The sequence below is a fragment of the Chitinimonas naiadis genome, assembly GCF_054780835.1.
The window spans coordinates 152628-178184 of the sequence record NZ_BAAGVO010000004.1; the positions used below are offsets into that span (position 1 = coordinate 152628).

Sequence of the window (25557 nt, forward strand, 5' to 3'; positions counted from 1 at the left end):
GCCGATGCCCCTGCCAACAGACTCTTTTCGCAAAACAAGGATAACGCCATGTCTGCACATATCTCCAACGTTCGCCCTGATCCGGACCAGGTCCTGGTCGACATCGCCGACTACGTCTGGAACTACGAGATCAAGTCCGACGAAGCCTACAACACGGCACGCCTGTGCTTGATGGACACCCTTGGTTGCGGCTTCGAAGCGCTGGAATACCCTGCCTGTACCAAGCTGCTCGGCCCGGTCGTGCCGGGTACGGTCGTTCCCAACGGTGCCAAGGTGCCGGGTACGTCCTTCCAGCTCGATCCGATCCAGGCCGCTTTCAACCTGGGCGCCATGATTCGCTGGCTGGATTTCAACGATACCTGGCTGGCCGCCGAATGGGGCCATCCGTCGGACAACCTGGGTGGCATCCTGATGGCGGCCGATTGGCTCAGCCGCACCCGCGTTGCCGCAGGCAAGGCACCCGTGCTGATGCGCGACGTGTTGACCGCCATGATCAAGGCGCACGAGATCCAGGGCGTACTGGCGCTGGAGAACAGCTTCAACCGAGTTGGTCTGGATCACGTGGTCCTGGTCAAGGTGGCCTCCACTGCGGTCGTCACCAAGCTGCTGGGTGGCACGCGTGAAGAGATCATCAACGCGGTGTCTCAAGCCTGGGTCGATGGCCAGGCGCTGCGCACCTATCGCCACGCCCCGAACACCGGCAGCCGCAAGAGCTGGGCCGCCGGCGATGCAACCAGCCGCGCCGTGCGTCTGGCGCTGATCACGCTCAAGGGCGAGATGGGCTACCCAGGCGTGTTGAGCGCCAAGGGCTGGGGTTTCTACGACGTGCTGTTCAAGGGCAATGAGTTCAAGTTCCAGCGTCCGTATGGCAGCTATGTCATGGAGCAGGTGCTGTTCAAGATCAGCTTCCCGGCCGAATTCCACAGCCAGACTGCCGTGGAGTGCGCGATGACCCTGCATGGCAAGCTTGCTGCTGCAGGCAAGTCGGCGGCGGACATCAAGAAGATCACGATCCGTACCCATGAAGCATGCATTCGCATCATCGACAAGAAGGGTCCGCTCAACAACCCGGCCGACCGCGACCATTGCGTGCAATACATGGTTGCCGTGCCGCTGATCTTCGGTCGCCTGACGGCTGCGGACTATGAAGACAACGTGGCCAGCGATGCCCGCATCGACGTGCTGCGTGACAAGATCGTCTGCGTGGAAGACCCGGCCTTTACCAAGGACTACCACGATCCGGAGAAGCGTTCGATCGCCAACGGCCTGACCGTGGAACTCAACGACGGCACGGTGCTGGACGAGATCGTCTGCGAATACCCGATCGGTCATCGCCGTCGTCGTGGCGATGGTATTCCGCTGCTGGAAGCCAAGTTCAAGACCAACCTGGCTCGTCAGTTCCCGCTCAAGCAGGCCCTGGCCATCTACGCCCTGTGCGATGACCAGAAACAGCTGGAAGCCACGCCGGTCAATGAGTTTGTCGACCTGATGGTGATCTGAGCCAGGTGCTGATGGTCAGGCTTTGCCTGGCCGGTGCCAGAAAACGGGAAGCCTTGTGCTTCCCGTTTTGCTTGGGCAGGATGTCCGAAAATGTCCGGAATGGGTCGCACCCCGCCACTGTGTAGCCCATTGCCAAGGAATACAGTGCAGGCTCTTCAAACCGATTGGGAGTCGCAATATGTCCACCGCACTTTTGGTGATCGATGTTCAGGAGTCTTTCCGCCATGCCGCCTACTGGCAGGAGGATGACCTGGCCGAATACCTGCAGCAGCAGAACCGGCTGATCGGTATCGCCCGCGCTGCCGGGCTGCCCGTGGTGCGGGTGTTCCATATCGATCGGCACGGCCACCCGCACTTTACGCGTGAGTCGGGCTATATCGTGCCACTGGCGGGTAGCGATGCCCACGCGGATCATAGCGTTGAAAAGTATGTACACAGCGCGATGATCGATACCGATCTGCCGTCCTGGCTGGCGGAGCGCGGCATCAAGCGCCTGATTGTTTCCGGCATCAGGACCGAACAGTGCTGTGAAACCACCACGCGTAACGCATCGGATATGGGCTTTGAGGTCGATTATGTGACCGAGGCCACGCTGACGTTCCCCATGCAGCATGCAGGGGGGCGTGTGTATAGTCCGGACGAAATCAAGGAGCGGACAGAGCTGGTGCTCGCCGGTCGTTTCGCCCGCATCAGCACGGTGGCGCAGATCGCTGCCGAGTTTGCCGCCCACTGAACCGAGGAGTTGCCCCATGCTCGCCATGCGTCCTGGCTGTGAGTGTTGTGACCAAGATCTGCCACCTGAACAGGATGGCGCCTACATTTGCAGTTTCGAGTGCACTTTTTGTGCCCGTTGTGCGGTCGAGACGCTGAAACGGGTTTGTCCCAACTGTGGCGGTGCCCTGCATGGGCGCCCGCCTCGGCCTGCGACCAAGCTTGCCAACAATCCTGCCAGCACGGAGCGGGTGTTCAAGCCCGGTGGCTGCCAACATGCAGGGTGATGTCGCAACCATTCCGGTCTATTTCGTCCTCCTGCCAGGCTACCTGCTGCTGGATTTCGCCGGGCCCGCCGAAGCACTACGCATCGCAAACCAGCGTGGCGGACGTTTTGATGTCTGTTATACCGGGCCAGAGGTGCAGGCCAGCAATTCGCTCGGCCTGCCCTTGAACGGCTTGCTGGGGTTGCCTGAGCGCTTGCCGGAAGGAGCCTGGGTGATCATTCCGGGCTTGAGCAGCGCCATGGCCAATGAGGAGAGTCCGGCTTCCCGCAAGACGATCGACTGGCTGTCACGCGTCTGGCGGCCGGATATCCGCCTGATCACCATCTGCTCCGCGGCGCTGCTGGCGGCTGCGGCTGGACTGCTGACCGGCCGGCGCTGTACCACCCACCACTCCCTGATTACGCGCCTGCGCAAGCTGGCCCCGGATGCGAAGGTCGAGGATGACCGCATCTTCGTGCTGGATCGCAATATCGCAAGTTCTGCCGGGATTACGACGGGAATAGACCTGACCCTGGAGCTGATTGCCCTGGCGGCAGGGCCGCAAGTTGCACTGGAGGTGGCGCGTGAGATGGTGGTCTGGCTCAGGCGGGATGGCGACGCGTCGCAACATTCGCCTTACCTCAGCTATCGCAACCATCTTCACCCTGCAGTTCACCGTGCACAAGATGCCATTACGGCTTCGCCGGATCGCGCCTGGAGCATTCCGGAATTGGCGCAGGTTGCCTGTGTCAGCCCCCGCCATCTGGCCCGCCTGTTCAAGCAGCATGCCGGTGTCGGGCCATCCGATTACCACCAGTTAATGCAGCTTGCTCATGTGGAACAGCTGCTGCACCAGCCTGCCCTGTCGCTGGAACGGATTGCCGAGGCAAGCGGCTTTGGATCAGCGCGAGACCTGCGACGTGTCTGGCTGCGCCATAGGGGTAGTGCCCTGCGCCGCATTCCCTAGCCTGCGTATCAACCCGCTTGCGCCAGCGGTTGCAGGCCGGCCTGTCCTGCCAGGACATGGCGATAGAAGACGGCCAGCCGTTGTGCTGTTGCCGGTGCGCTCCAGGCGGCGGCATAGTCGCGGGCTTGCTCAGCCAGCCGGCTGCGTAGCTCGGCGTCTTCCAGTAGCCGTGTCAGTTTGCTGGCAAAGTCCGCCACGTCCGTCGAGGCGCAAAGGCAGCCTTTTTCCGGAAGCAGGATATCGCGGGCGCCCATCGCGGCAATCGCCACGACCGGTACGCCCATCGCCATGGCTTCCAGCAAGACCAGTCCCTGCGTCTCTGTGGTGGAACCGAATACGAAAACGTCGGCTCCCCTGTAACAGTTGGGTAGCTCCCTGGCGCGGTCCATATAGCCGAGAAATAGCACATGCCGGCTGATGCCCAGCTTGGCTACCCGGGCTTTCAGATGTGCTTGCGCAGGACCTTCGCCCGCGATCACCAGCAGGAATTCAGGTCGGCGCTGGCTGATCCTTGCCGCCACATCAAGCAACAGATCAATGTTCTTCTCATGGGCGACCCGGCCTACGAACAGCGCGACTTCCCGAGTCTGGCTGATGCCGTGGCGGCGACGAAAGTCTACGCCATCGCCTTCCGAGAATTGAGCCAGGGGGATGCCGGTCGGAATGATCTCGATGGGTACGGTGACGCCATAGCTGCGCAAGGCGTCACGCATTGCCAGCGAGGGGGCGATGACACCATCGGTGGCATTACACTGGCTGCGTGAAAAGCGCCGCGCCAGCAATCGGGTGGCGGCGGCAGGCAGCAGTTTGGCGTAGTGATGCAGGTATTCTTCGAAGAAGGTGTGATAGGTGGTGACGACCGGCAAGTCCAGCCGGCGGCCCAGCTCCAGTCCGGCATAGTGAGCGACGAAGGGGGTCTGGATATGCAGCAGGTCATAACCACGCCCGGCCAGCTCCGGCAGCAGGTTGCGGATCGGTCCCCTCCGCATCAGCCGGTCTTCCGGATCGAACGCCAGGTAGCGGGAGGGGACGCGATGGATGCCGGGGGACTCCTCCTGTCCCGGATAGGCCGGAGCGATCAGGTCTACCTGTATGCCCTGCGAGGGCATCTCCTGCCGGAAGGTCTGGATCGAGGTTGATACCCCGTTGACACGAGGGAAATACACATCCGACACCATCAGTACGCGCATGCCCGGCCCCTATGCTGGATCTGTGGCTTGCAGCCTAACCAGCCGCCATGACGAACTGATGACTGGACGGCCTGCGCTCAACTGGCGGCGGCGATATCCACGGCCGCCACCACGGCCCGGTTCCTGCCTTGCTCCTTGGCCTGGTAGAGCGCCTGGTCGGCCGCGGCCACCAGGCTGTTGCCACTTGTTCCTGCCTGTGGGACGAAGGTTGCGATCCCGACGCTGGCCGTGACATGGCTGCTGCTAGGCGAATGGGCATGCGGTATGTTCGCGGTAGCCAGGCCGGCGCGGATATGTTCGGCGATTTCCTCGCCACCGACGCTCTCGGTTTCCGGTAGCAAGATGGCAAATTCCTCACCGCCGTAGCGGGCGACGAAGTCGCTGGCGCGGGAAATGGCATCCTGCAGAATACCGGCAACGCGTCGCAGGCATTCGTCACCCATCTGGTGGCCATAGCCGTCGTTGTATCGCTTGAAATGGTCGACATCGATCATGAGCAGGGTCAGCGGATGGTGGGCTCGCGCTGCCCTGCCCCATTCACTGATCAGGCGCTGATCGAAAGCCCGGCGGTTGGCTACGCCGGTCAGGCCATCCTGCTGCGCCATGCGACCCAGTTCGCTATTTGCTGTCATCAACTGCTGGTTGGCGGCGTTCAGGGCTTCCTGCGTGGCTTGCAGCTCGTCGATGTTCTCCAGTAGCCGCTCCTCAAAAGCCTTGCGTTCGGAGATATCACGCATGACCCAGGTAAACAGTCGCTTCTTGCCCAGGTGTATCTCGGTTACGGTCAGCTCCAGTGGAAAGCTGCTGCCATCCTGGCGCTGACCCATGACCTCCTCTCGCTGGCCGATCACCCTGCCGCTGTGCTCGCCCGTGGCCATGTAGTGCTGGAACGCCTGCTTTTGCTGCTCCGCCATGCTCGGGGGCAGCAGCATCGAGACCGGCCGGCCCATGACCTTGTGCAGACCATAGCCGAACAGGTCCGCCACGGCGGGGTTCAGCGCCTGGACTTCGGCCCGGTCATTGACGACGACGATGGCATCCTGGACGCTTTCCAGAATGGAGTTCAGCAGAGCATCCTCCTCCACCATCTTGGCTTCCATCGCCCGAACTTCGCTGAGGTCATGAAGGACCGAGGCGGTGAAACTCGGAGGTCGGCCGTGCATGCGCGGGGCGACGATCAGTTGCCGCATGTCTACATGACGACCATCCGGCATCTGCCATTGGGTCTCTCCCTGCCAACTGCCCTCGGCGATGGCTTGCGGAATGCCGTTGTTGACAACCAGTTGATAGGACCAGTCTGCGTAGCCGTCACAGGACTTGAGCGCATCCAGCGGCGCATCGGGCGCCAGTCCCCATTGTCGTCGTCCGGCTGCATTGAGATAGATGATCTTGCCGTCCAGGTCCACCATGCGCACGATGTCCGGGAGTATCTCCACCACGGCCTCCAGCCGATCACGCTCGTTCTCTACCCGCCGTTGCTCGCTGATGTCATAGCCCATCGCCATGGCACCGATCACCCGTCCGCCAGCGTCCTGCCGGGCTGACAGTGTCATGCGGGCCGGGACGGTGCGGCCATCCTTGTGGATGTAGCTCCATTCATGCACCGACGGGCTTTCTTCCATGGCGCCCAGGAACATCCGCATGTCGGGCTCGATGACCCTGCCCTGTCTGGCGCTCAATTCCTGCGCATGACGGGCCAGTTCGGATGGATCGTGAAACAACGCGGGGGTATGCCGGCCGATCAGTTCCTGTGCCGTGTAGCCGAGCATCTGTTCTGCCGCCGGATTGAACAGGGTGATCAGGCCGTCGTTATCGATCACGATGATCGCGTATGGCGAGGAATCGAAGATGTTGCGCTGCAAGGCCTCGCTGGCTGCCAGCGCCATTTCGGCCTGCTTGCGGGCGGTGATGTTGCGGCTGGTCATCGTCGCGCCCCAACCCATGGGGACAATGCGATTTTCGTACCAGCCCTGCTGGACGCGGGTGTCGTCGAGATAGACCTCCTCCACGAAGGGATCACCCGATTCGATCGCATGCAGGTAGCGATCAAAGTAGCCCAGCTCACGGAATGCCGGGTTGACGACTGATAATTGCTTGCCCAGGCATTGTTCTCGATTGGCGTTGACCATGGCCAGCGCCATCTGGTTGGCCTCAAGGTAGCGAAAATCCACGACCTGGCCGGTGTCGTCCTTGACGGCTTCAAGTACAAAGACGGCATCCAGGCTGCCGCTGAACACGGCGCGGAACAGCTCCTCGCTGCGGGCGACGCGGGCCTGTATACGCGCCATGTCGGTCACATCCTGGGCAAACAAGATGGCGCCCGTCAACGCGTCGGTCTCGTCGCGCATGGGGGCAAAGGTCGCATCAAATAGCCGTCTGGTCGGGCCAAGGGCAAGCCGCAGTTGCTTGGATTTACCCTGCAGGGCCTGCGAGAAGGCACCAACGATGCTGGCCTGATCGAGCGGTGCACGTGCCATCCAGTCCGAGAGAGGGTCTCCGGGTGCCGGAGCGTCACGGTACATGGCACCAAAAACCTGCCCCAGGGCTGGGTTGACCAGGGTGACGGTTAGATTGCGGTCTACGGCGAGTATCGGGTCGCCGCTACCGGACACCACGCCCTGCACCAGTTGCAAGGCCTTGCCCAGGCTGGCCTCATGGTCCTTGCTGGTCTGGATGTCGGCAAAGCTGAGCAGGCAGCCCACCGACTTGAGCATGACACCTGCGCCGGAGGAGAACAGGCAATTGACCCAATGCCGACTTCCATCCGGTCGCCGGAGTTGCATCTGCAAGGCAGGATGCTCGCCGCATGTCAGAAATGTTGCGATGGCGTCCTGCAAACGGCGCTGATCCACGGGTTCCAGCAACGACAGCCAGCCCTGGCCCCGCGCCAGTTCTGCGGGCAGCCCGGTCATGGCCTGCCAATTCTTGCTGAAGAAATAGCCTTCCCCCGCAGAGTCGAGCATGACCACGCCGAGCGGGGCTTGTTCTATCAGGGTGAAGAAGATCTGCTCCCGCGCCAGTCTGGTCTCCCCTTTTACCGCACGGCTGGCGAGCAGAAGTGCCGCAACGAACGCCAGCAGCAACATGCCGCCGCCGAACAGCAGCGCCAGCTTTGCTGCATCATCGTAAGCCTGCTTGAGTGCGGCACGGTCATGGTGGGCGAGTAGCCACCATGCTTGAGGGCCCCGTGGGACGACAAATGGCAGCCTGAGACGAGTACGATCTGCCGAGGATGTCGGGGATTCTGGATTCAGCTGGCGAAATACCCACAAGCCGTTATCGTCCTCCATGGCACCGTCGTGCCTGGTTTGCATTTGGGCCCAGAGTGCGGCCTTGGCGAGGGGCAGGCTTCGTCCTTTGGGTGAGGATGGGGCCGAGTCATCGCTCCCCCCAAATGACAGCCATTGTCCTTGCTGACCGATCAGGCTTGGGCGAAGCTCCGGCCCTGTATGCCGGGACAAACGCTGCAGTATCTGGTCGGCCAGCAAATTAAGCACCAGCAGGCCACGCTTGGTACCGCTCTTGTCGTAAAACGGCGTGACCAGCCGTATCACCGGCTTGAGTGGGCGCTCCACTACACCGTTCTCGATATTCATATCCCAGGCAGATAGGTATACCCGGCCGCGGGAGAGATTCAAGCCAGCATGGAAATAGTCCCGCTCGTGCTTATCCTGCAGTTGTTCGGGCGGAACAACATAGGGGTCACCCCGATTCAGATTGACCCTTAGCCTTTCCTGGCCTTGCAAGTCGAGCAGCCTGATCTGGTCATAGACCGGCTTGTAGCTCAGCAAGGTGAGGAAGTGCGGTGCGTGAGCTGTCCAAGAGGAAACCGGCCCCGCCGCTATCGCCTGCAGCTCGGTGTCGTTTGCCAGCAACATCAGATCAACGGCGCTTTCGGTCAGCGCATTGCCGATTTCCTGCTGGCTGCTCATGAGCTGGATGTTGGCTCGGTCCACTAGATTGGCCGATGCCTGCCTGCGCTCGGTCTGCCACAACCACAGGCTAGCCAAGAGCGCGAGCAACGCCAGCGGCAGGAATGCGTGCAGCAGACGGCGCAGCCAGACGGCGCGCGCAGATAACACTGTTCTGTTCAAGATCCGTCCCGCTCTATCTGCCCTGGTTGTTTTACCTGGATCGTGTCCCCTCACTATAGGTGTTTAGGCATCAGAAGGCGGTGCGAAACGTTTTCCTGCTTTACAGTTGCGGTGATCGGGAAATAAAATACCGATCAGTATGCTTATTGGAGTACACGGCTTTGAACCGCTCTGCCACCCACACCGCTGAACTAGATATCCATGAGGCGCGCCAGCGTGCCATTCAGGCTTTGCGCCTGCTCAGCGCCGGTAAGGCTGCCGCCGAGGTGAACTACGGCGAAATTGCCGCAGAGGCCGGCTTGCCTTGGCAGACCGTCAAGCGATTGCTGGGATCACGTGAGGACTTCGCCGGCCTGCTGGACGGTGATGCGCCACAGCCAGTCGATACCCGTGATCGGATTCTGGAGTCCGCTGCACGGGTTTTTGCCCAGAAAAGCTACCAGGGTGCATCGCTTGATGAAGTCGCCGCGGATGCCGGCTTGACCAAGGGTGCGGTCTACTGGCACTTCAAAAGCAAGAATGACCTGTTCTTCGCCCTGCTCGACAGCCGCTTCCAGCAGGAGTACGACCAGCATCTTCCGGAGGCGTTAGCCCGGGAGTCTGCCCATGTGGACCCGAAAGATAGCATGAAGGAATTGCTCGCCGGCGTGCTCGACCGCGTCAAGCATGATCCGGATTGGCCGCGACTGTTCCTGGAGTTCATGGGGCAGGCGCGCGATCCGGAAGTACGCAACAGGCTCTCCTCGGCCTACCAGGATTCCTGGCGCATGTCCGCAGGCCTGATCACCCATCAGCATCAACTGCGCGGCCAGACCCCGCCAGCCGATCCGGAATTGCTGGCCGTGTTCTGGAGCGCGCTGATGGATGGCCTGATCCTGTCCTGGCTCATCAATCCCGAACGCATACAGCTCGACAGCCTCATGCCCCGCATCGTTGACATGCTCTGGCAAGGTCTGGCCCCTCAATCCCCCGCTTCCCCCAAGGAGTAAAGCCATGCAAGCCCTCCTCCCCCGTTTCAACCGTCGCACCGTGGTGATCAGTGTCTGTGCCGCACTGGTGCTGGGCGGTGTCGTGATCAGCCAGTCCGGCCAGGCCGCCGGTGAAAAAGAGAAGGACAAGGATAAGGAAAAGGCTGCGGTCGTCCTTGAACTGGCACCGTCGGATATCGTGACGGTGACCGATGCCAGCCTGATCCAGCCGCTGGCCCTGTCCGGTACGCTCAGCGCTGTGCGGCAGACTGCCATCAACGCCGAGGTCGAGGGCGTGGTTTCCGATGTACTGGTCCGGCCGGGTGAGGTCGTCAAGGCTGGTCAGGTTCTCGGCCGCTTCGAAACCAGCGACCTGGGCCAGTTGCTGGCGACCCGCCAGGCCAATCTCGAGCGCTCACGCGCTGAAATGCAGTTGGCCGAAAAGAATCGTGATCGCAGTGCCAATCTGGTCAAGCAGGGCTTTATCTCGCCCAACAGCTTCGATGCCAGCGAGAACAGCCTGGCCGTCGCCGCGGCGCAGTATCGCGCTGATCAGGCCCAACTTGCCATGGCACAGAAGGCCATGCGCGACAGCACCATTCGCGCAACTTTCAGCGGCATCGTGTCGGAGCGCAAGGTCGAGCCAGGTAGCCGGGTCGCCATGAACCAGCGCCTCTTTAGCGTGGTCGATCTCGACGAGATGGAATTCGAGGCAGCCGTGCCCGTCAATGGCCTGGCTTCGGTCAGGACCGGTCAGGAGGTGACCTTGTCGATCGAAGGCTTCGCCGGTCGGGAGATGAAGGGACGGGTCGAGCGCATTGCGCCGGTTGCCGACAATACCTCGCGCATGGTGCCTGTCTATGTGCGGCTCAAGAACCCGGGCGGTCTGCTCAAGGGCGGCATGTTTGCCCAGGCGCAACTGGCGATCGCCCGTGCCGATCACGCCGCGACACTGCCGTTTGGTGCCATACGTGACCTGGGTACGCCAGCACCTTATGTACTGACCATTGAGAACGGCAAAGCCGTGCAACGGCCGATCAAGCTCGGCATCCTGAACGACCTTGCCAAGCAGGCCGTGGTACAGAGCGGCGTGCCGGTGGGAGCCAAGGTGGTGATCGCCAAGATCGAGAACATCAAGGCAGGTCAGCAAGTGAAGCTACCCGCGCCGGCTGTCGCGAAGTCCTGAACCTGCTTGTCCGGGCTTGTGCCGGTTCTGTCGTGCGAGCCCGTGAGGTTGGCATGCTCGGGTCGGTGCGCCCGTAATCATTCGTTGAATCGGCAGTCGGGGGAGACCCTCCGGCTGTCTCAGCAAACCTTCGCTTGAGGGAAAGACCATGTGGTTCACCCGCATCAGCATCAAGAATCCCGTCTTCGCCTCCATGATCATGGTGGCGTTGGTGGTGCTCGGTATGGTGGCCTACTGGCGCCTGCCAGTAGAGGAAATGCCCGACGTGAAGTTCCCCTTCGTCGTCGTCGTCACCGCCTACCCCGGCGCATCGCCTGAGATTGTCGAGAACGAGATATCGCGGCCTATCGAGGAGAAGCTCACAGGGCTCTCGGGTATCAAGCATATTTCGTCCGACTCCTACAATGGCCAGTCTGTGGTGGTGGCCGAGTTCGAACTGAGCATGGATACCGAGAAGGCGCAGCGCGATGTGCGCGTCAAGGTTGACGAGGCCAAGGTCGAGTTCCGCAAGGAAATCAAGGAACCCCAGATTATCCAGGCCCGCAATGACGACCGGCCGACCATCTCGGTCGCGTTGACCAGCGACAAGCTGACACCGCGCCAGATGACGGTGATCGCCGACCAGACCATCCAGCGCCAGTTCCAGACCATCAAGGGCGTGGCCAGCGCCACGATCGTGGGCGGTGTGGAACGGCAGGTTCGGGTGCAACTCGATCCGCAGAAGATGCGTGGTCTGGGCGTGGGTGCCGACCAGGTGATTGCCGCGTTGCGCAGCGAGAACCAGGAAGTGCCGGTTGGCAATATCGAGTTCGACAAGACTGAGCGGATTGTCCAGGTCAAGGGCCGCATCAAGGATGTGGAGGACTTCCGCCATATCATCGTCACCCGCAGCAACGGCCAGGTGATCAATCTTGGCCAGGTGGCGCAGATCTTTGACGGCGAGGATGAGCAGCAGTCCTTGTCGCTGGTCAACGGCAAGCGTGCGATCTCCCTCGATATCCGTAAGGTTGATGGTTCCAACACCATCGAGGTGACCGATGCCGTCAAGGAGATGGTCAAGAAGGTCGACAAGGAGATGGCCGAGAACGGGCTGAACCTGGCGGTCGTCAATGATTCCTCCAAGGGCATCCGTAGATCCTTGACCGATGTGCGCGCGACGCTGTTCGAAGGTGCGGCCCTGACGATCCTGATCGTCTGGCTGTTCCTGGGATCCTGGCGCTCGACCGTGATCACCGGCCTGACCTTGCCGGTCGCCTTGATCGGTACCTTCTTCGTGCTTCAGGCGTTTGGCTTCACGCTCAACGTGATGACACTGATGGCCTTGTCACTGTGTATCGGTCTGCTGGTGGATGATGCAATCGTGGTGCGTGAGAACATCGTTCGTCACGTGGAAATGGGCAAGGGCCACTTCCAGGCAGCGCTGGATGGCACGCAGGAGATCGGCCTCGCCGTGCTGGCGACGACCCTGACCATCGTGGCCGTGTTCTTGCCCGTGGGTTTCATGGGCGGCATTCTCGGTAAGTTCTTCTACCAGTTTGGTATCGCGGTCTGTGCCTCGGTGCTGATCTCGATGTTCGTGTCCTTTACCCTGGACCCGATGCTGAGCTCGGTCTGGCATGACCCGCATATTCATGGGGCACGGCACGGTGGCATCTTTGGCCGCATCCTGGATGGCTTCGAGCGTTGGCTGGATCGCGTATCGGCCTTCTATGGCCGGACCATAGCCTGGGTGCTCGAGGAAAAGCGTATCAGCATGAACACCTGGGTAGTGATCGTGCTCGCGATTCTGTTCCTGCCGATCACCGTCATTGCCCTGCTGACCCGTCCCCGCGCGCGTAAATGGGTGTTCTCCGGATTCAAGGGGCGCCCTAGCTGGTCGCACCGCTTTCTGGTGGTATTAGGCGGCATTCTGTCCTTCGTGGCTGCGCTGGCGATTCCCGCTGCAGGGCTGGTCGGGTCGGAATTCATTCCCAAATCCGATGTGGGTCGTATCTATATCGACTTCCGTACGCCGATCGGCACGGCCATTGACTACACCACGGTCAAGGCCAAGCAGGTGGAAGCTGCACTGCGTGAGTTCAAGGAAATCGACGAGATCTACTCGACGGTCGATGCGGACTCCAAGCACATCACCAATGTCACCATCAAGCTGGTTGAGAAAAAGCAGCGCAAGCTCGGCCAGGAAGAGCTGGTCAAGCTGATCCGTGCCCGTATCGAGAAGGTTGCTGGTATCGAAGTACGTAGTGTTCGCGGCCAGGGCGGTGGCGGTGGCGATGGCGGTGCGATTGCCATCCAGGTGCAGGGTAAGGACCTGGATGAGCTCAAGCGCATTGCCGAGACCATTGCCGAGCGCCTGAAGCGTATTCCGCACGTGACCGAGGTGCAGACCACCTTGCGTGCCGCCAAACCATCGGTGGATATCGAGGTGAACCGCGAGATGGCCGGCAAGGTGGGTCTCTCCGTGGGGCAGATCGGCCAGGCATTGCGTCCCCTGATTGCGGGTGACGAGATCACGACCTGGAAGGCGCCGGATGGCGAGAACTACGATGTGATCCTGCGCCTGCCCAAGTCCAACCGCCGTATTGCGGAGGATCTGGCTGACCTGCCTATCGCCAGCCACGATATCGACCCACGTACCGGCCAGGTTGCCATGGTGCCGCTCGGCCAGGTTGCCACGGTCAAGGACACCGGTACGTCGACCCTGATCAAGCGTCGCGATTCCTATCGCAACGTGACCATCACGGCCGATGTCGAAGGCGTGCCCAGCGGTTCGGTGCAGCCGGATGTGAAGAAGATGCTCGAAGGCATCCAGATGCCGCCGGGTTATCGCCAGGTGCAGGAAGGTGACAATGAGTTCATGAACGAGTCGGCTGGCTATGCCGGTATCGCAATGCTGATCGGCATGGTGTTCATCTACCTCGTGCTGGCCTCGCAGTTCGGTAGCGTCTTGCAGCCGTTCGCCATCATGACTTCGCTGCCCCTGAGCTTGCTGGGTGTGTTCCTGGCGCTGATGGCCTGGCGCAGTACGCTGAACCTGTTCTCCATCATCGGCATCATCATGCTGATGGGGCTGGTGACCAAGAACGCGATCTTGCTGATCGACTTCGTGAACCGCTTGCGGGCCGATGGCATGAATCGCTTTGACGCCATGGTGGAAGCGGGTCGCGTACGTCTGCGTCCGATCCTGATGACGACGTTTGCGATGATCGGCGGCATGCTGCCGCTGGCCCTGGCGCTGGGTGAAGGTGCGGAATCACGGGCTCCGATGGCACACGCCATCATCGGTGGGGTGATCACCTCTACCCTCCTGACCCTGGTTGTCGTGCCGGTCGTGTTCACCTACCTGGATGACCTGGCGATCTGGCTGTTCCACTTCTTCAAGCCCAAGGCCAGCGCCGATTCGGCCGGTCACGGCGGGATGGAGGCGGCACCGCAGCCTGGGACGGGACGGTAAGCGTCGCTGTTCGGCAACGAAAATCCGTGTTTCGTCGCATGACATTTCCCGGCCGGCTTGGTGCTCGTTACCATGCCGGCCGTTCTACATGTTTTTCCAGGGCGCAAGAAAACCAATAGCAACAAGACGAATAGAGGAACACATGCAACTGATCACCGCCTTTACCGAGCCGTCCAAACTCTTTACCGAACTCAAGCAGAAACCCAACTTCCTGCTCCCCCTGCTGCTGACCCTTGTCACCTTGGTGGTGCTCTGGCTCCTGTACTACCAGCGTGTCGATGGCGCTTGGCTGATCGACCAGATGGCCGCATCGGCAGGCTCGCCTGCCAAAGAGCAGGCCATGCGCAAGGCGCTCTCCATCGACATGTTGAAATGGTCTACTTTAATCGCCGGCCCCGTCGTGCTGGTGGTGATCTACCTGATCAGCGCGCTGTACTACAAGCTGGTGGGCAAGATGTGCGGCATTGAGCAGAGCTACAAGGCGTGGCTCAGCTTTACCAGCTGGGCGGCAATTCCGGCCTTGCTGGCCATGCTGGTGGGTTTGATCCAGGTATTCATCGCATCGCCGCAGACAGCGCCAGCAGACATTATGCTGACCCACCTGGACCCTTTGTTCGTGAGTTTGCCGGTGGCACATCCCTGGAAGGGCTGGTTGAGCAGCTTTGATCTCCTCAATTTCTGGAGCATTGGCCTTGCGGCAATCGGCTGGCGTACCTGGGGCGATAAAGATTGGGGCCAGGCGATTACGGTCGCAGCCTTGCCGAGCGTCGTGATCTACGGCATCTGGGCTTTGATCGTCGCCTTCGCCCACTAAGTTGTTTGCGCCACCGCCTGGCGGTGGCGTCTTCCACTCTCTCATCGGAATCTACATGCGCTTGCCGTTCAAGAAAAAGTGGCTTGGCCTCATCGCCGTGATCGTTGTTGTCGTCATTCCGCTGACTATCAAGGCGAAAAATGCCGGGCAGGGAAAACCGGTCGATATGGCTGCGTTGGGTAGCCAGGACATCCGGCCAACCATTCTGGCGTCCGGCACCCTCGCCTATCGCACCGAAGTTGCACTGACGGCCGAAGTGACCGCCAAGGTCAGGGAAATCCTGGTCGCGGAGGGCGACGATGTGAAGGCCGGCCAGGTGTTGTTACGTCTGGATCCGGAGAGTTATCGCAATGCCATCCAGCGTGAAGAGGCTGGCCAGCGCCAGAACCGCATCGGCATCGATCGTCAGCGCGTTTCGCTGGAACTGCGTCGTAAGCAATTCGATCGTACCGACAGGCTGTTCAAGGCCGGCATGGTCGATCGCTCCCGCTATGACGAGGATCGCAACCAGCTGGAATTGGCGGAAGTCGAGCTCAAATCCAGCGAGGAGGCACTCAAGCGTGCCAGTGCCGTGCTGGCCGAAGCGCGTGATCAACTCAGCAAGACCGAGGTACGGGCGCCGATGACAGGGCGTGTCGTAGCTTTGCCGATCAAGGTTGGCGAAACGGCGATTCCGTCGACCATGAGCCTGGCGGGTGCACAGCTGATGACGATCGCCGATACCTCGGCGATCAAGGCTGAGCTCAAGGTGGATGAGGGCGATATTGCCCGTATCGGCATCGGCCAGTCGGTCGATATCTATGCCGCGGCCTATCAGGACAAGGCACTCAAAGGTACGGTCGAGAAGGTCGCCCTGGCGCCCACCGTGGAAAACCAGGCCCGCGCCTACAAGGTGACCGTAAATCTGGTGGGTACCAGCGAGCTGAAATTGCGTTCTGGCATGAGCTGCCGCGCTGAGATCTATCTCAGCGACGGCAAGAAGCGTTTAGCAGCACCAGTTGAGGCGATCCTCACCGAGGACAAGGATGGCAAGCAGACCAAGCGTTACCTGATCCTTGCTCGTGACGGCAAGGCCGAGAAGGTCGAGATTGAACTCGGCTTGTCAGATGACAAGTGGCAGGAAGTCAGCAAGGGCGCGAAGGCTGGTGACAGTATCGTGACCGGCCCAAGCCGTACGCTGCGCGAGATCAAGACGGGCGACAAGCTGACCCAGAAACCCGCCGACGAGCAGGACAAGAAGCGCAAGGACAGCAAGGAATGATCTCGCTTACCGGCATCGTCAAACGCTACCGGATGGGCGAAGAGGAGTTCAATGCGCTGGCCGGGATTGATCTGCACATTGCGCGCAACGAGTATGTTGCGCTGACGGGCCCCTCCGGTTCAGGCAAATCGTCGCTGATGAATATCCTCGGCTGTCTCGATACGCCGACCGAGGGTCGCTATCTGCTCAATGACCGTGATGTGGCCACGCTGAACGACGACGAGCTGGCTGCCATTCGCAACAAGGAAATCGGCTTTGTATTCCAGAGCTTTCACCTTTTGCCGCGGCTCAATGTGCTCAATAACGTTGCCCAGCCCTTGATCTATCGCGGGCTGCCGCCTTCGGAACGTGAGCGGCTTGCCACCCAGGCCCTGCAAAGGGTGGGCCTTGGGCAAAAGCTCAAGCATTTGCCGAACCAACTCTCTGGTGGACAACGGCAGCGGGTTGCTGTGGCCCGGGCCCTGGTTGGCAATCCCTCGATCCTGCTGGCGGATGAGCCTACCGGCAACCTGGATTCGAAGACCTCGGAAGAAATCATGGCGCTGTTCGATGCGCTGCATGACGACGGCCAGACCGTCATCCTGGTCACCCACGAAGCCGATATTGCCGCGCATGCGGCACGAGTGATCCGGCTGGTGGATGGCCATATCGAATCCGATATCAGCCAGGAGCGAAAAACATGTACCTCCTGATCGAATCGTTGCGTGCGGCGTGGATGAACCTGATCGCGCACCGTCTGCGCAGTTTCCTTACGACCCTGGGCATCGTCATCGGGACTGCCTCGGTCGTGGCGGTGGTCGCCCTGATGCAAGGCTTTTCCGACTCCATCAAGGCTCAGTTTGCCGACCTGGGCGGAACGGCGCTGACGCTCAAGGCGACCAATAATTTCGACAATTTCAACAGTGGCAACATCAACCGTCTGCAGCTCACGGATTTGGATCTGCTGCGCTACCGGGTCGAGGGTGTCAGCCATGTCGCGCCGTTGATGCAAGTCGCCTACGGTGGCGCCGTCCGCTACAAAGGGCGCAGCAGTGCGCCGCAGGTGATGGCGACCACGGCCGATTACACCTTCGTGGAGCATCGTTTCCCGGAGGTTGGCCGCTTTATCGTCGATGGTGACGATCAGGGGCGGCGCCGTGTTGCGGTTATCGGCCCCAAGCTGCGAGATGACCTGAAGCTGCCGGACAACCCGGTCGGCGAGTTCATTCAAGTCGGCAGCGAGTGGTTCAAGATCATCGGCATGATGGAAAAGCGCGGCGAGATCTTTGGCATGAGCCAGGACAACTACCTGATCATGCCTTTCGATGTGGGCCGGGCGGTGCAAGGGCAGAATCGTCGCCTGATGTACGAGGCACATTTCACCGTTGCTGCGATGGACGAGGTCGACCAGGTCAAGGCCAGGGTGAACCGTGCTATCCGGGCGGCGCACAAGATACGCCCCGGCAAGGATGATGATTTCGAGGTGGAGTCGGCAGACCAGTTGGCCAAGCAGTTCGGCCAGATTACCGGCATGGCGACGCTGGTACTGGGCGGTATCGTGGGGATATCCCTGCTGGTGGGGGGCATCGGCATCATGACCGTGATGCTGGTCAGTGTGACCGAACGTACCCGCGAGATCGGCATCCTGAAGGCGCTGGGTGCTACCCGCCGGGACATTCTGGTCCAGTTCCTGATGGAGGCTGGCATGCTGTCCCTGCTGGGTGGCTTGATCGGCATTGCCATCGGTATCCTGCTGGGCCACGGCATTGCCGCCATGATTCCCAATTTCCCGCCGGCTTCGGTCCCTTTCTGGGTGGCATTGGGTGCGGCACTGTTCTGTGCGCTGGTGGGCGTCGCTTTTGGCATCATGCCCGCCTCCAAGGCCGCCAATCTCGATCCGATCGAAGCACTGCGTTATGAGTAGACCGACTTTCAAGCAGATCGGCCTGATCACCTGTTCACTGTAAGACAGAGGAAGACAACCATGAAACCTGCCCTGATTGCTGCGCTGATCACAGCCGGCTTTGCTGCCCACGCAGCCGATACGCCCAACTACAAGGGGCTGGGTGCGGACAGCGTAACGCCTGAGGTGCTGGAAAAATTCCGCGCCAAGCCACTTGATTCGAACCTGAGCCGCAAGGTGCAGAGCATTCTTGATCTGCGCGCCCCCGGTGGCGGCTTGTTGAGCCCGGACGGCAAGTCCTTGTACTTCGGCTGGCGGGTAACGGGTGTACCCCAGGTCTGGCGTATCGACGGCCCGCAGGCCTTCCCGGTGCAGATGACGGGTGGCGAGGATTCAACCGGCATCGCCGATATGACGCCGGACGGCAAATGGCTGATCCTGAGCCGCGATCGCAAGGGTGAGGAGAATCCTGGCATTTATCTGCAGCCCGCCCGGGGCGGCGAGCTGACAATGATCCAGCATATCGCCGGGGTGCAGACTCTCTTTGAGTTTGTCACCGACGATAGCCGCTACGTGTACTACCGCAGTAATGACGAAGCCCGTGACAGCTACACCTTCTATCGTTACGAGCTGGCCAGCGGCAAGAAGGAGCGGCTGTTTGGCGAAAAGGGTAGCTGGAACATTGCCGACTACAAGGCGGACGGCACCCTGCTGGTCCGCAAGGAGAACAGCAACAGCGCGGCGGAAGTCTGGGAATGGAATCCCAAGGATGGCAAGCTCAAGCCTATTCTCGGTCAGGACGAGCGCGAAGAACACGACGTGCAGTACGGCGCGCATGACGGCGAGTTGATCGTCCAGACCAATAAGCTTGGTGAATTCCGCCGCCTCTACAAGCTGGTCGGTGGCAAGTTCGAGCCGATCACGCCTGAGCTGAAGTGGGATGTGGCGGGCTTCCGCATGGATCACCGCAAGCAGAAGCTGTTCTATACGGTCAATGAAGGCGGGTATTCCAAGAGCTATGCACTGGACGCCAGGACATACAAGCCTTTGAAGCTGCCCCAGTTCAAGGGTATGGACCATATCGTGATTGGTTCGACCACGCTGGATGGCAAGAAAACCATTCTTGGCGTCGAGAACGGCACCATGCCGCGCTCAAGCTTTGTCTATGACTGGCAGAGCGGCAAGCTGACCCAGTGGGTACTGCCTTCTACACCGGAAACCGACACCAGCAAGTTCACGGTCGCCACGCTGGAGACCTATCCGGCACGCGACGGTACGCCGATTCCGATGTTTGTCCGTCGTCCGGCCAAGTGCGATCCAGCACCCTGCCCCGTCGTCGTGAATTTCCACGGGGGTCCTGAAGCGCAGACGGTGGCAGGTTTTTCTGCGACGGCACAGCTGTATGTCGATGCCGGCTTTGTCTTTGTACAGCCCAATGTGCGTGGTTCGGACGGTTACGGCCGGACCTGGCTGCACCTCGATGACGGCCCCAAGCGCCTGAATGTGGTGACGGACATCGAAGACGCGGCGCTCTATATCCGCAAGAGCTGGGGCAAGAATGGCGTTGTACCCAAGATTGGTGTGATGGGTGGCAGCTATGGCGGCTACTCGGTCCTGGTGGCCATGACCATGTTCGCGGGCGCCTACGATGCCGGCGTGTCCAATGTGGGCATCTCCAACCTGCTGACCTTCCTGGAGAATACCGCCCCCTACCGGCGTGCGAATCGTGCTGCCGAGTATGGCGATCCGGTCAAGGATCGCGATGCCCTGATCAAGCTGTCGGCCACCAGCTATATCGACCGCATGAAGGACCCGCTCCTGATCATCCAGGGTGCCAGCGACCCTCGCGTACCGGTCGGCGAGGCCATCCAGATGTACGACGCTGCGCAGAAGAAGGGTATTCCGTCTGACTTGATCATCTTTGCCGATGAAGGTCACGGTGCGCAGAAGCGTGAGAACCAGGTGGCGACCATCGGTCACACCCTGCGTTTCTTTGAGCGCTACCTCAAGGGCGCCAAGTAAGCGTCGGGCAACATTAGAAAAAGGGAGGCCAAGGCCTCCCTTTTTCTATTTCGTCCAACCCAAACGCATCCAACGCAACCGGGTCAACGCAACAGGCGGGACCGAGAGGCGGCGATGGCGACGCCCAGGCAGGTCAGCGCCAATAGGCCCAGGCCCGCCTGAAGGCCGAAGCCATGCACCATGTAGCCCATGATGGGTGGCCCAATCAGGGCGCCGCTATAGCCCAGGGTTGCCACGCCAGCGAGGGCGGCTGCCCCTTCTCGTCCGGCCGCGCTAAAGATGACGGGAAAGACCGCTGCGACACCCAGGCCCGTGAGCGCGAAACCCACGATGGCGACAGGCACCGTGGGCGCTGCAATCGCTACCGCGATGCCGACGGCGGCCAGCACGCTGCTGGTGGCAACCAGGCGGCCTGCCCCATAGCGCTCCTTCAGTCCATCCCCCAGCCAACGGGCGACCAGCATCGCGCCGGCAAAGGCGGCATAGGCCAACGGTGCTACGGCCTGGCTCGCATGCAGGTGATCATTCATATAGAGCGATATCCAGTTGGTCAGCGATCCTTCGGCGATCGCGCCGAGGAAGGCGATCATGCCCAGCCAGATCAGCGCACCATGCGGTAGCGCAAAGTGCTTGCGTCCCAGTTCTGGGTCGGGCGCGTCGCAAGGCAGGATGCGCCAAGCCGTTAGCAGCATGGCGGCCAGCACCGTACTGACCAGGACGAAATGCAGCCAGGGCGGCAGATCCGCCCCGGCAGCGGCGCTGCCCAGCAAGGCGCCACCGAAGGTGCCGACGCAGAACCAGGCGTGCAGCATGGACATCAGCGAGCGCCCTGCATCCCGCTCCATCTCGGCGCCCAGTGCGTTGATGGCGACGTCGAAGCTGCTGGTACTGGCGCCCATGCAGAACAGGCCGAACATCAGCCAGGGCCAGCTTGGCAGGAAGGCCAGTAGGGGTAGCACCAGCAGCAAGGCGACACCGGACACCAGCGCAGCCTGACGTGCACCGTAATGACCTACCAGCCAGGCCGCAATCGGAAAGGATGATACCGCTCCGATGCCGCTACCGAGCAGGACCGTACCCAGTGTTGCCGGATCCAGCGCGAGACTGTCCCGTATGGTAGGCAAGCGTGCCGCCCAGCTGGCATAGACGACGCCGAGGAGAAAGAAGACGGCGGGAATGGCGGCACGCTGCAATCGCCCCATATGGCCGGCAAACGCCGTACTGGCCTGCGGATCTGTCGACGTCATGCCCGCTCTACTCGCTCGAGTCCGACAGGGCTTCGAGCTGGTCTTGCAGTTCCAGCCAGCGGGCCTCGGTCTCGGCCAGTTCGATGTCGATATCCGCCTGGGTCCGGACCAGTTGTTTCAGCTTCTCCTTGGCGGACTCGGCGTAGATCGCTTCATCGGCGAGTTCTGCGCTCAGTGCGGCCTTGCGGGTGGTGAGCTCGGCCAGGCGTGCGTCGATCTTGGCCAGCTCCTTCTCGACCGGTTTGCGCAGGGCGGCCGCGCGCTGGCGGTTTTCCGCATCCAGGCGTTTTTGCGCCTTGCGATCAGCCGGATTGCTGGGTGCGTCTTCGACGATGGCTTCAACCAGCGGCACGGGGATACCTGCCTGGTCGCGATAGCGTTTGTAATCGTCGAGATCGCCGTCGAACTGGCTGACCCGGCCCCCTTCCACCAGCCAGAACCGATCGGTGGTCGCACGCAGCAGATGGCGATCATGGGAAACCACGACCATGGCGCCGACGTAGTCCTGCAAGGCCAAGGTCAGCGCATGACGCATTTCCAGGTCCAGATGGTTGGTGGGCTCGTCGAGCAGCAGCAGGTTGGGCCGCTGCCAGACAATCATGGCGAGCGCCAACCGGGCTTTCTCTCCGCCGGAGAACGGCGCGACCGGGCTACGGGCCATCTCGCCGCGGAAGTCGAACCCACCCAGGAAGTTCAGCAGTTCTTGTTCGCGGACGTTGGGGCTGAGTTTTTGCAGATGCCAGAGCGGGCTTTCATCGAGCCGCAGGTGTTCCAGCTGATGTTGGGCGAAGTAGCCGATTTCAAGGCCCTTACCTTCCACCCGTTCGCCCGTAACCAGTGGCAGTTCACCGGCCAGCAGCTTGACCAAGGTCGACTTGCCGGCGCCGTTGCGGCCCAGCAGGCCGATACGCGCGCCGGATTCGATCCCCAGTTCAACCTGGTCGAGCAGGCGGTTGCCACCATAGCCCGCGGCGCCATGCTCGATGCGCAGCAACTGCGTTGGGCTGGAAACGGGGTCACGGAAGCTGAAGTCGAACGGCGAGTCCACATGGGCGGCGGCGATCATTTCCATCCGCTCCAGGGCCTTGATGCGCGATTGGGCCTGGCGGGCCTTGGTGGCCTGCGCCCGGAAGCGATCGATGTACTTCTGCAGGTGGGCGACTTCACGCTGTTGTTTATCAAAGGCTTGCTGTTGCTGCGCTAGCTTTTCTGCCTTCTGGTTCTCAAAATCGGCGTAATTGCCGGTGTAGATCGTGATCTGGCTGTTGGCGTAATGGGCGATGGCGTTGACGGTGGCATCGAGGAAATCGCGATCGTGCGAGATCAGCAGCAGGGTTCCCGGATAGCTGGCGAGCCAGCTCTCCATCCATAGCACGGCATCGAGATCCAAGTGGTTGGTCGGTTCGTCGAGCAGCAAGAGGTCGGAGCGGCACATCAGCGCCTGGGCGAGGTTGAGGCGCATACGCCAGCCGCCGGAGAAGCTGGCGACAGGACGTGCCATGTCGGCGACGGAAAAGCCCAGGCCTGCCAGCAGCTTGCTGGCACGGGAATCCGCGGTGTAACCATCGACGGCTTCAAGCTGGCCCAGCCATTCGGCATAGACCGTACCGTCGTGATCGACATTTTCCAGTTGCTGCTGGATGTGTCGCAGCTCTGCATCGCCGTCGAGGACATAGTCCAGGGCGCTGCAGGTCAGGGCTGGGGTTTCCTGGCGGACCGAGGCCACGACCAGGTTGGCTGGATAGTCGAGGTCGCCACCGTCGGGGTGCAGTTCACCCCGCAGCAGGCTGAAGAAACTGGATTTGCCGGCACCATTGGGGCCAACGATGCCTACGCGTTGGCCGCGATGCAGGATAAGGTCTACACGGTCCAGCAAAAGCTTGGTACCGCGACGGAGAGTAAGAGAAGATAAGCGGATCATCCTGCAATTTTACCAGAGGGCGGCCCGCGTTCCCGTCGGGTTGAAATCGACTAGAATAGCCAGACTCCAATTTCAGCCATTTTCATGTCCACCTTTGACGCACAGCATGCCGAGACCGCGCTGACTGCTTACCTCAACTTGTTGAAAAACAAGGGTGCGGCAACGGCTATTCTCACTCGACGCAAGCACTTCCTGCGCCATCTGGTCTCCTGCATGGAAACGCAGGCTGAGAATGATCAGGCGGATGACGACGCCGGTTACCGTCGCGCGGTAGACAATACGGTCGGCAAGTTCCCGGTCGACCAGCAGGTGGAGATCATCACCACTTCGCGCGAGTTCTATCCGTTCTGGATCGGGGATCTCAAGACCATCGCGCGCCTCAATGCCGCCGATGCGTTGTCGCTGGATCATGCCCGGGTGGACTTGCGTGGCAGCCTGGTGGACATGTTCCAGCGGCTGGATGCTGACCCCTGGTCAGGCACCAAGCCGCCTTGTCTCGATGAATATCTGCTCAAACTCGCTGAACAAGGGGCGGAAGACGCGGTGGTGGATATCCGCGAACGCTTGCTGACCCTGCTGCTTTATATCATCCGCCATGCGGACCCGACCCCGATGGCCTATCGGGCTGGCGTAGATGCGATGCTGACCTTGTTCTCAAAAGAAGACACTCGCCGCCTGTTTATTGAAATGGCGCGAGAATTTTTCTATTTCTGGAATGGCTACAATCAAGGCGAGCCTGCTCCGCTTGCTCACGCTGCCTAATCCAACAATAAGACCACCATGCGCCGCCCTTCCCCAGATCAAGCACTCGAAAACTACCTGGAAGACTTGAAACAGCGGGGTATGACCAACAAGCAGTTGACGCTGGCCCGCCATTTTCTGCGTCATCTGCTCTCTACGCTGCGGGATCTGCCACAAGACGGGGCGGGATATCGCCAGGCAGCCGGGTTGACCTTGCGTAACTTCCCGGAAGACGATCAGTTCGTGGGCCTGTTGCGGGACTTTTTTCCGCACTGGAACGGCGAGGCGCCTGAGCGTACCAGTGCCCCTGCTACGATTACGCCACCGGTTCCGAAAAGCGAAGAAGTCGCGTCTATCCAGGTTGCGTTGGGACGTATGCAGGCTGACCCATGGTCGCAGGCCAGCCTTGGCCAGTTGGAACGCCATACGCATCAGCTCAAGAGCCTGGTCCGATACCAGGAAGAGTTGAAAAAGGCGGGGCTGGAGGAGCCGAATATCCAGGCGCGCCTGATGTTGATCAAGCTGTTGCTCTATACGACGCGGGATGTGGCGCAGAACACCGATAACTATCGTAGCGGCGTGGACCAGGTGCTGACGCTCTTTCCGCAGCAGGAGCGATGGCACGTCTTTGTCAGCTTGGCGCGGGAGTTCTTTTACTTCCTGGCCAATGATCCTGCGGCCGGAAGCAAGCTGCAGATGCAGATCAGTACGGCAGAGTTGCAAGGCTTGCTGAAGGCGTAATTACCCGGGAAAAAGACAAGGGGCCATCTGGCCCCTTTGTCATTCTGCGGTAAAACACCAGGGCAGCTTAGCGTGCGGGGCGCCGTGCCAATAGAAAGGCCGCGACTGTCAGGCCCAGGAAGCCCAGTGTCGCCCAGCCCGGCAAGGAGAAGCCCAGCAGCGTCCAGTCGATGATGGCGCATTCGCCGCTTCCCTTGAGCACTTCTGCCACGACGCTGCCAAACGGGGCTTCCTCCAGCATCTGGAACAGCCCAGCACCGCAACTGGGAAGGTGCTCCGGCGGCCAGTACTGCAAGATGGTATGGCGCAGCGCGATGCTGAAACCAGCCAGTCCCAGAAGGCCCGTCATAACGCCATAGATGCGATAGCGCTTCACACCGGGGCCGTGTAATGCGGCCAAGAAGGCGACGACGCCTACCGCGATGACGAACACGCGCTGAAACATGCAGAGCGGACAGGGGTTGAGGTATTTGTAGTATTGGAGGTAAAGCGCAAATGCCATCATGCCGGCGCAGGCCAAGGCAATCGCGAAGAAGCCCGCGCGGCGGGATAGGAGCCAGTTCATAGGTAGGGAGATAAGCCAGTAAAGAAG

Annotated in this window: 19 protein-coding genes; 14 read left to right on the plus strand and 5 right to left on the minus strand. The window is 60.9% G+C overall.

Going from position 1 to position 25557, the window contains the following annotated elements; translation table 11 throughout:
- Nucleotides 1-48 precede the first annotated feature (48 nt).
- The 4 genes from ACYVHK_RS06675 to ACYVHK_RS06690 all read left to right on the plus strand — a co-directional run bounded on the left by ACYVHK_RS06675 (nucleotide 49) and on the right by ACYVHK_RS06690 (nucleotide 3444).
- Nucleotides 49-1500, plus strand: coding sequence for a bifunctional 2-methylcitrate dehydratase/aconitate hydratase (locus ACYVHK_RS06675; RefSeq protein WP_460528905.1), 1452 nt, complete (start codon nucleotides 49-51; stop codon nucleotides 1498-1500).
- 178 nt (nucleotides 1501-1678) lie between these two features.
- Nucleotides 1679-2233 (plus strand): cysteine hydrolase family protein, encoded by a 555-nt coding sequence (locus ACYVHK_RS06680; RefSeq protein WP_460528907.1) that lies wholly within the window; start codon nucleotides 1679-1681, stop codon nucleotides 2231-2233.
- A gap of 25 nt (nucleotides 2234-2258) precedes the next feature.
- A complete protein-coding gene (locus ACYVHK_RS06685) occupies nucleotides 2259-2498 on the plus strand; it encodes a DUF1272 domain-containing protein (RefSeq protein ID WP_460534026.1) in 240 nt (79 codons plus the stop codon).
- A complete protein-coding gene (locus ACYVHK_RS06690; RefSeq protein ID WP_460528909.1) occupies nucleotides 2488-3444 on the plus strand; it encodes a GlxA family transcriptional regulator in 957 nt (318 codons plus the stop codon). The genes ACYVHK_RS06685 and ACYVHK_RS06690 overlap by 11 nt, the downstream gene beginning before the upstream one ends.
- An 8-nt stretch (nucleotides 3445-3452) precedes the next feature.
- Here ACYVHK_RS06690 and ACYVHK_RS06695 read toward each other — a convergent pair whose 3' ends face one another.
- Complete coding sequence (locus ACYVHK_RS06695; protein WP_460528911.1) at nucleotides 3453-4634, minus strand: glycosyltransferase family protein; 1182 nt, start codon at nucleotides 4632-4634, stop codon at nucleotides 3453-3455.
- A gap of 77 nt (nucleotides 4635-4711) precedes the next feature.
- A complete protein-coding gene (locus ACYVHK_RS06700; RefSeq protein WP_460528913.1) occupies nucleotides 4712-8728 on the minus strand; it encodes a PAS domain S-box protein in 4017 nt (1338 codons plus the stop codon).
- 161 nt (nucleotides 8729-8889) lie between these two features.
- Between ACYVHK_RS06700 and ACYVHK_RS06705 the strand changes: the two genes are divergently transcribed.
- The 8 genes from ACYVHK_RS06705 to ACYVHK_RS06740 all read left to right on the plus strand — a co-directional run bounded on the left by ACYVHK_RS06705 (nucleotide 8890) and on the right by ACYVHK_RS06740 (nucleotide 20315).
- Nucleotides 8890-9717 (plus strand): TetR/AcrR family transcriptional regulator, encoded by an 828-nt coding sequence (locus tag ACYVHK_RS06705; RefSeq protein ID WP_460528915.1) that lies wholly within the window; start codon nucleotides 8890-8892, stop codon nucleotides 9715-9717.
- Nucleotides 9718-9721: 4 nt separating this feature from the next.
- Nucleotides 9722-10882, plus strand: a complete 1161-nt coding sequence (locus ACYVHK_RS06710; RefSeq protein WP_460528917.1) for an efflux RND transporter periplasmic adaptor subunit — start codon at nucleotides 9722-9724, stop codon at nucleotides 10880-10882.
- Nucleotides 10883-11030: 148 nt separating this feature from the next.
- The gene (locus ACYVHK_RS06715) at nucleotides 11031-14336 is read left to right on the plus strand and encodes an efflux RND transporter permease subunit (protein WP_460528919.1); all 3306 of its coding nucleotides are present in this window, start codon (nucleotides 11031-11033) and stop codon (nucleotides 14334-14336) included.
- Nucleotides 14337-14478: 142 nt separating this feature from the next.
- A complete protein-coding gene (locus tag ACYVHK_RS06720; RefSeq protein ID WP_460528921.1) occupies nucleotides 14479-15150 on the plus strand; it encodes a YIP1 family protein in 672 nt (223 codons plus the stop codon).
- 55 nt (nucleotides 15151-15205) lie between these two features.
- Nucleotides 15206-16411, plus strand: a complete 1206-nt coding sequence (locus ACYVHK_RS06725) for an efflux RND transporter periplasmic adaptor subunit (protein WP_460528923.1) — start codon at nucleotides 15206-15208, stop codon at nucleotides 16409-16411.
- Entirely contained in the window at nucleotides 16408-17103 is a 696-nt protein-coding gene (locus ACYVHK_RS06730; RefSeq protein ID WP_460528925.1) for an ABC transporter ATP-binding protein, read from the plus strand. The genes ACYVHK_RS06725 and ACYVHK_RS06730 overlap by 4 nt, the downstream gene beginning before the upstream one ends.
- Nucleotides 17091-18314: an ABC transporter permease gene (locus ACYVHK_RS06735; RefSeq protein WP_460528927.1), complete on the plus strand. Its 1224-nt coding sequence runs from the start codon at nucleotides 17091-17093 to the stop codon at nucleotides 18312-18314. The genes ACYVHK_RS06730 and ACYVHK_RS06735 overlap by 13 nt, the downstream gene beginning before the upstream one ends.
- Before the next feature lie 60 nt (nucleotides 18315-18374).
- Complete coding sequence (locus ACYVHK_RS06740; RefSeq protein WP_460528929.1) at nucleotides 18375-20315, plus strand: S9 family peptidase; 1941 nt, start codon at nucleotides 18375-18377, stop codon at nucleotides 20313-20315.
- An 83-nt stretch (nucleotides 20316-20398) separates the two neighbouring features.
- Here the strand turns inward: ACYVHK_RS06740 and ACYVHK_RS06745 are convergent, their stop codons facing one another.
- On the minus strand, nucleotides 20399-21562 hold the full coding sequence (locus ACYVHK_RS06745; RefSeq protein WP_460528931.1) for an MFS transporter: 1164 nt from the start codon (nucleotides 21560-21562) through the stop codon (nucleotides 20399-20401).
- 7 nt (nucleotides 21563-21569) lie between these two features.
- Nucleotides 21570-23483, minus strand: a complete 1914-nt coding sequence (locus ACYVHK_RS06750; protein ID WP_460528933.1) for an ATP-binding cassette domain-containing protein — start codon at nucleotides 23481-23483, stop codon at nucleotides 21570-21572.
- Between the two features lie 84 nt (nucleotides 23484-23567).
- On the opposite strand from ACYVHK_RS06750, the gene ACYVHK_RS06755 reads away from it, so the two are divergent.
- Both ACYVHK_RS06755 and ACYVHK_RS06760 read left to right on the plus strand, forming a co-directional pair.
- A complete protein-coding gene (locus ACYVHK_RS06755; protein WP_460528935.1) occupies nucleotides 23568-24245 on the plus strand; it encodes a hypothetical protein in 678 nt (225 codons plus the stop codon).
- An 18-nt stretch (nucleotides 24246-24263) separates the two neighbouring features.
- Nucleotides 24264-24965 (plus strand): hypothetical protein, encoded by a 702-nt coding sequence (locus tag ACYVHK_RS06760; protein ID WP_460528937.1) that lies wholly within the window; start codon nucleotides 24264-24266, stop codon nucleotides 24963-24965.
- A gap of 67 nt (nucleotides 24966-25032) precedes the next feature.
- On the opposite strand, the gene ACYVHK_RS06765 is transcribed toward ACYVHK_RS06760, so the two are convergent.
- The gene (locus tag ACYVHK_RS06765) at nucleotides 25033-25530 is read right to left on the minus strand and encodes a disulfide bond formation protein B (protein ID WP_460528939.1); all 498 of its coding nucleotides are present in this window, start codon (nucleotides 25528-25530) and stop codon (nucleotides 25033-25035) included.
- Between the last annotated feature and the right edge of the window lie 27 nt (nucleotides 25531-25557).

Bases quoted from the DNA above. Each gene is read 5' to 3' on its own strand.
- ACYVHK_RS06675 (WP_460528905.1), top strand. From the start codon at position 49: ATGTCTGCACATATCTCCAACGTTCGCCCTGATCCGGACCAGGTCCTG.
- ACYVHK_RS06680 (WP_460528907.1), top strand. From the start codon at position 1,679: ATGTCCACCGCACTTTTGGTGATCGATGTTCAGGAGTCTTTCCGCCAT.
- ACYVHK_RS06685 (WP_460534026.1), top strand. From the start codon at position 2,259: ATGCGTCCTGGCTGTGAGTGTTGTGACCAAGATCTGCCACCTGAACAG.
- ACYVHK_RS06690 (WP_460528909.1), top strand. From the start codon at position 2,488: ATGCAGGGTGATGTCGCAACCATTCCGGTCTATTTCGTCCTCCTGCCA.
- ACYVHK_RS06695 (WP_460528911.1), bottom strand. From the start codon at position 4,634: ATGCGCGTACTGATGGTGTCGGATGTGTATTTCCCTCGTGTCAACGGG.
- ACYVHK_RS06710 (WP_460528917.1), top strand. From the start codon at position 9,722: ATGCAAGCCCTCCTCCCCCGTTTCAACCGTCGCACCGTGGTGATCAGT.
- ACYVHK_RS06715 (WP_460528919.1), top strand. From the start codon at position 11,031: ATGTGGTTCACCCGCATCAGCATCAAGAATCCCGTCTTCGCCTCCATG.
- ACYVHK_RS06720 (WP_460528921.1), top strand. From the start codon at position 14,479: ATGCAACTGATCACCGCCTTTACCGAGCCGTCCAAACTCTTTACCGAA.
- ACYVHK_RS06725 (WP_460528923.1), top strand. From the start codon at position 15,206: ATGCGCTTGCCGTTCAAGAAAAAGTGGCTTGGCCTCATCGCCGTGATC.
- ACYVHK_RS06730 (WP_460528925.1), top strand. From the start codon at position 16,408: ATGATCTCGCTTACCGGCATCGTCAAACGCTACCGGATGGGCGAAGAG.
- ACYVHK_RS06735 (WP_460528927.1), top strand. From the start codon at position 17,091: ATGTACCTCCTGATCGAATCGTTGCGTGCGGCGTGGATGAACCTGATC.
- ACYVHK_RS06740 (WP_460528929.1), top strand. From the start codon at position 18,375: ATGAAACCTGCCCTGATTGCTGCGCTGATCACAGCCGGCTTTGCTGCC.
- ACYVHK_RS06745 (WP_460528931.1), bottom strand. From the start codon at position 21,562: ATGACGTCGACAGATCCGCAGGCCAGTACGGCGTTTGCCGGCCATATG.
- ACYVHK_RS06750 (WP_460528933.1), bottom strand. From the start codon at position 23,483: ATGATCCGCTTATCTTCTCTTACTCTCCGTCGCGGTACCAAGCTTTTG.
- ACYVHK_RS06755 (WP_460528935.1), top strand. From the start codon at position 23,568: ATGTCCACCTTTGACGCACAGCATGCCGAGACCGCGCTGACTGCTTAC.
- ACYVHK_RS06760 (WP_460528937.1), top strand. From the start codon at position 24,264: ATGCGCCGCCCTTCCCCAGATCAAGCACTCGAAAACTACCTGGAAGAC.
- ACYVHK_RS06765 (WP_460528939.1), bottom strand. From the start codon at position 25,530: ATGAACTGGCTCCTATCCCGCCGCGCGGGCTTCTTCGCGATTGCCTTG.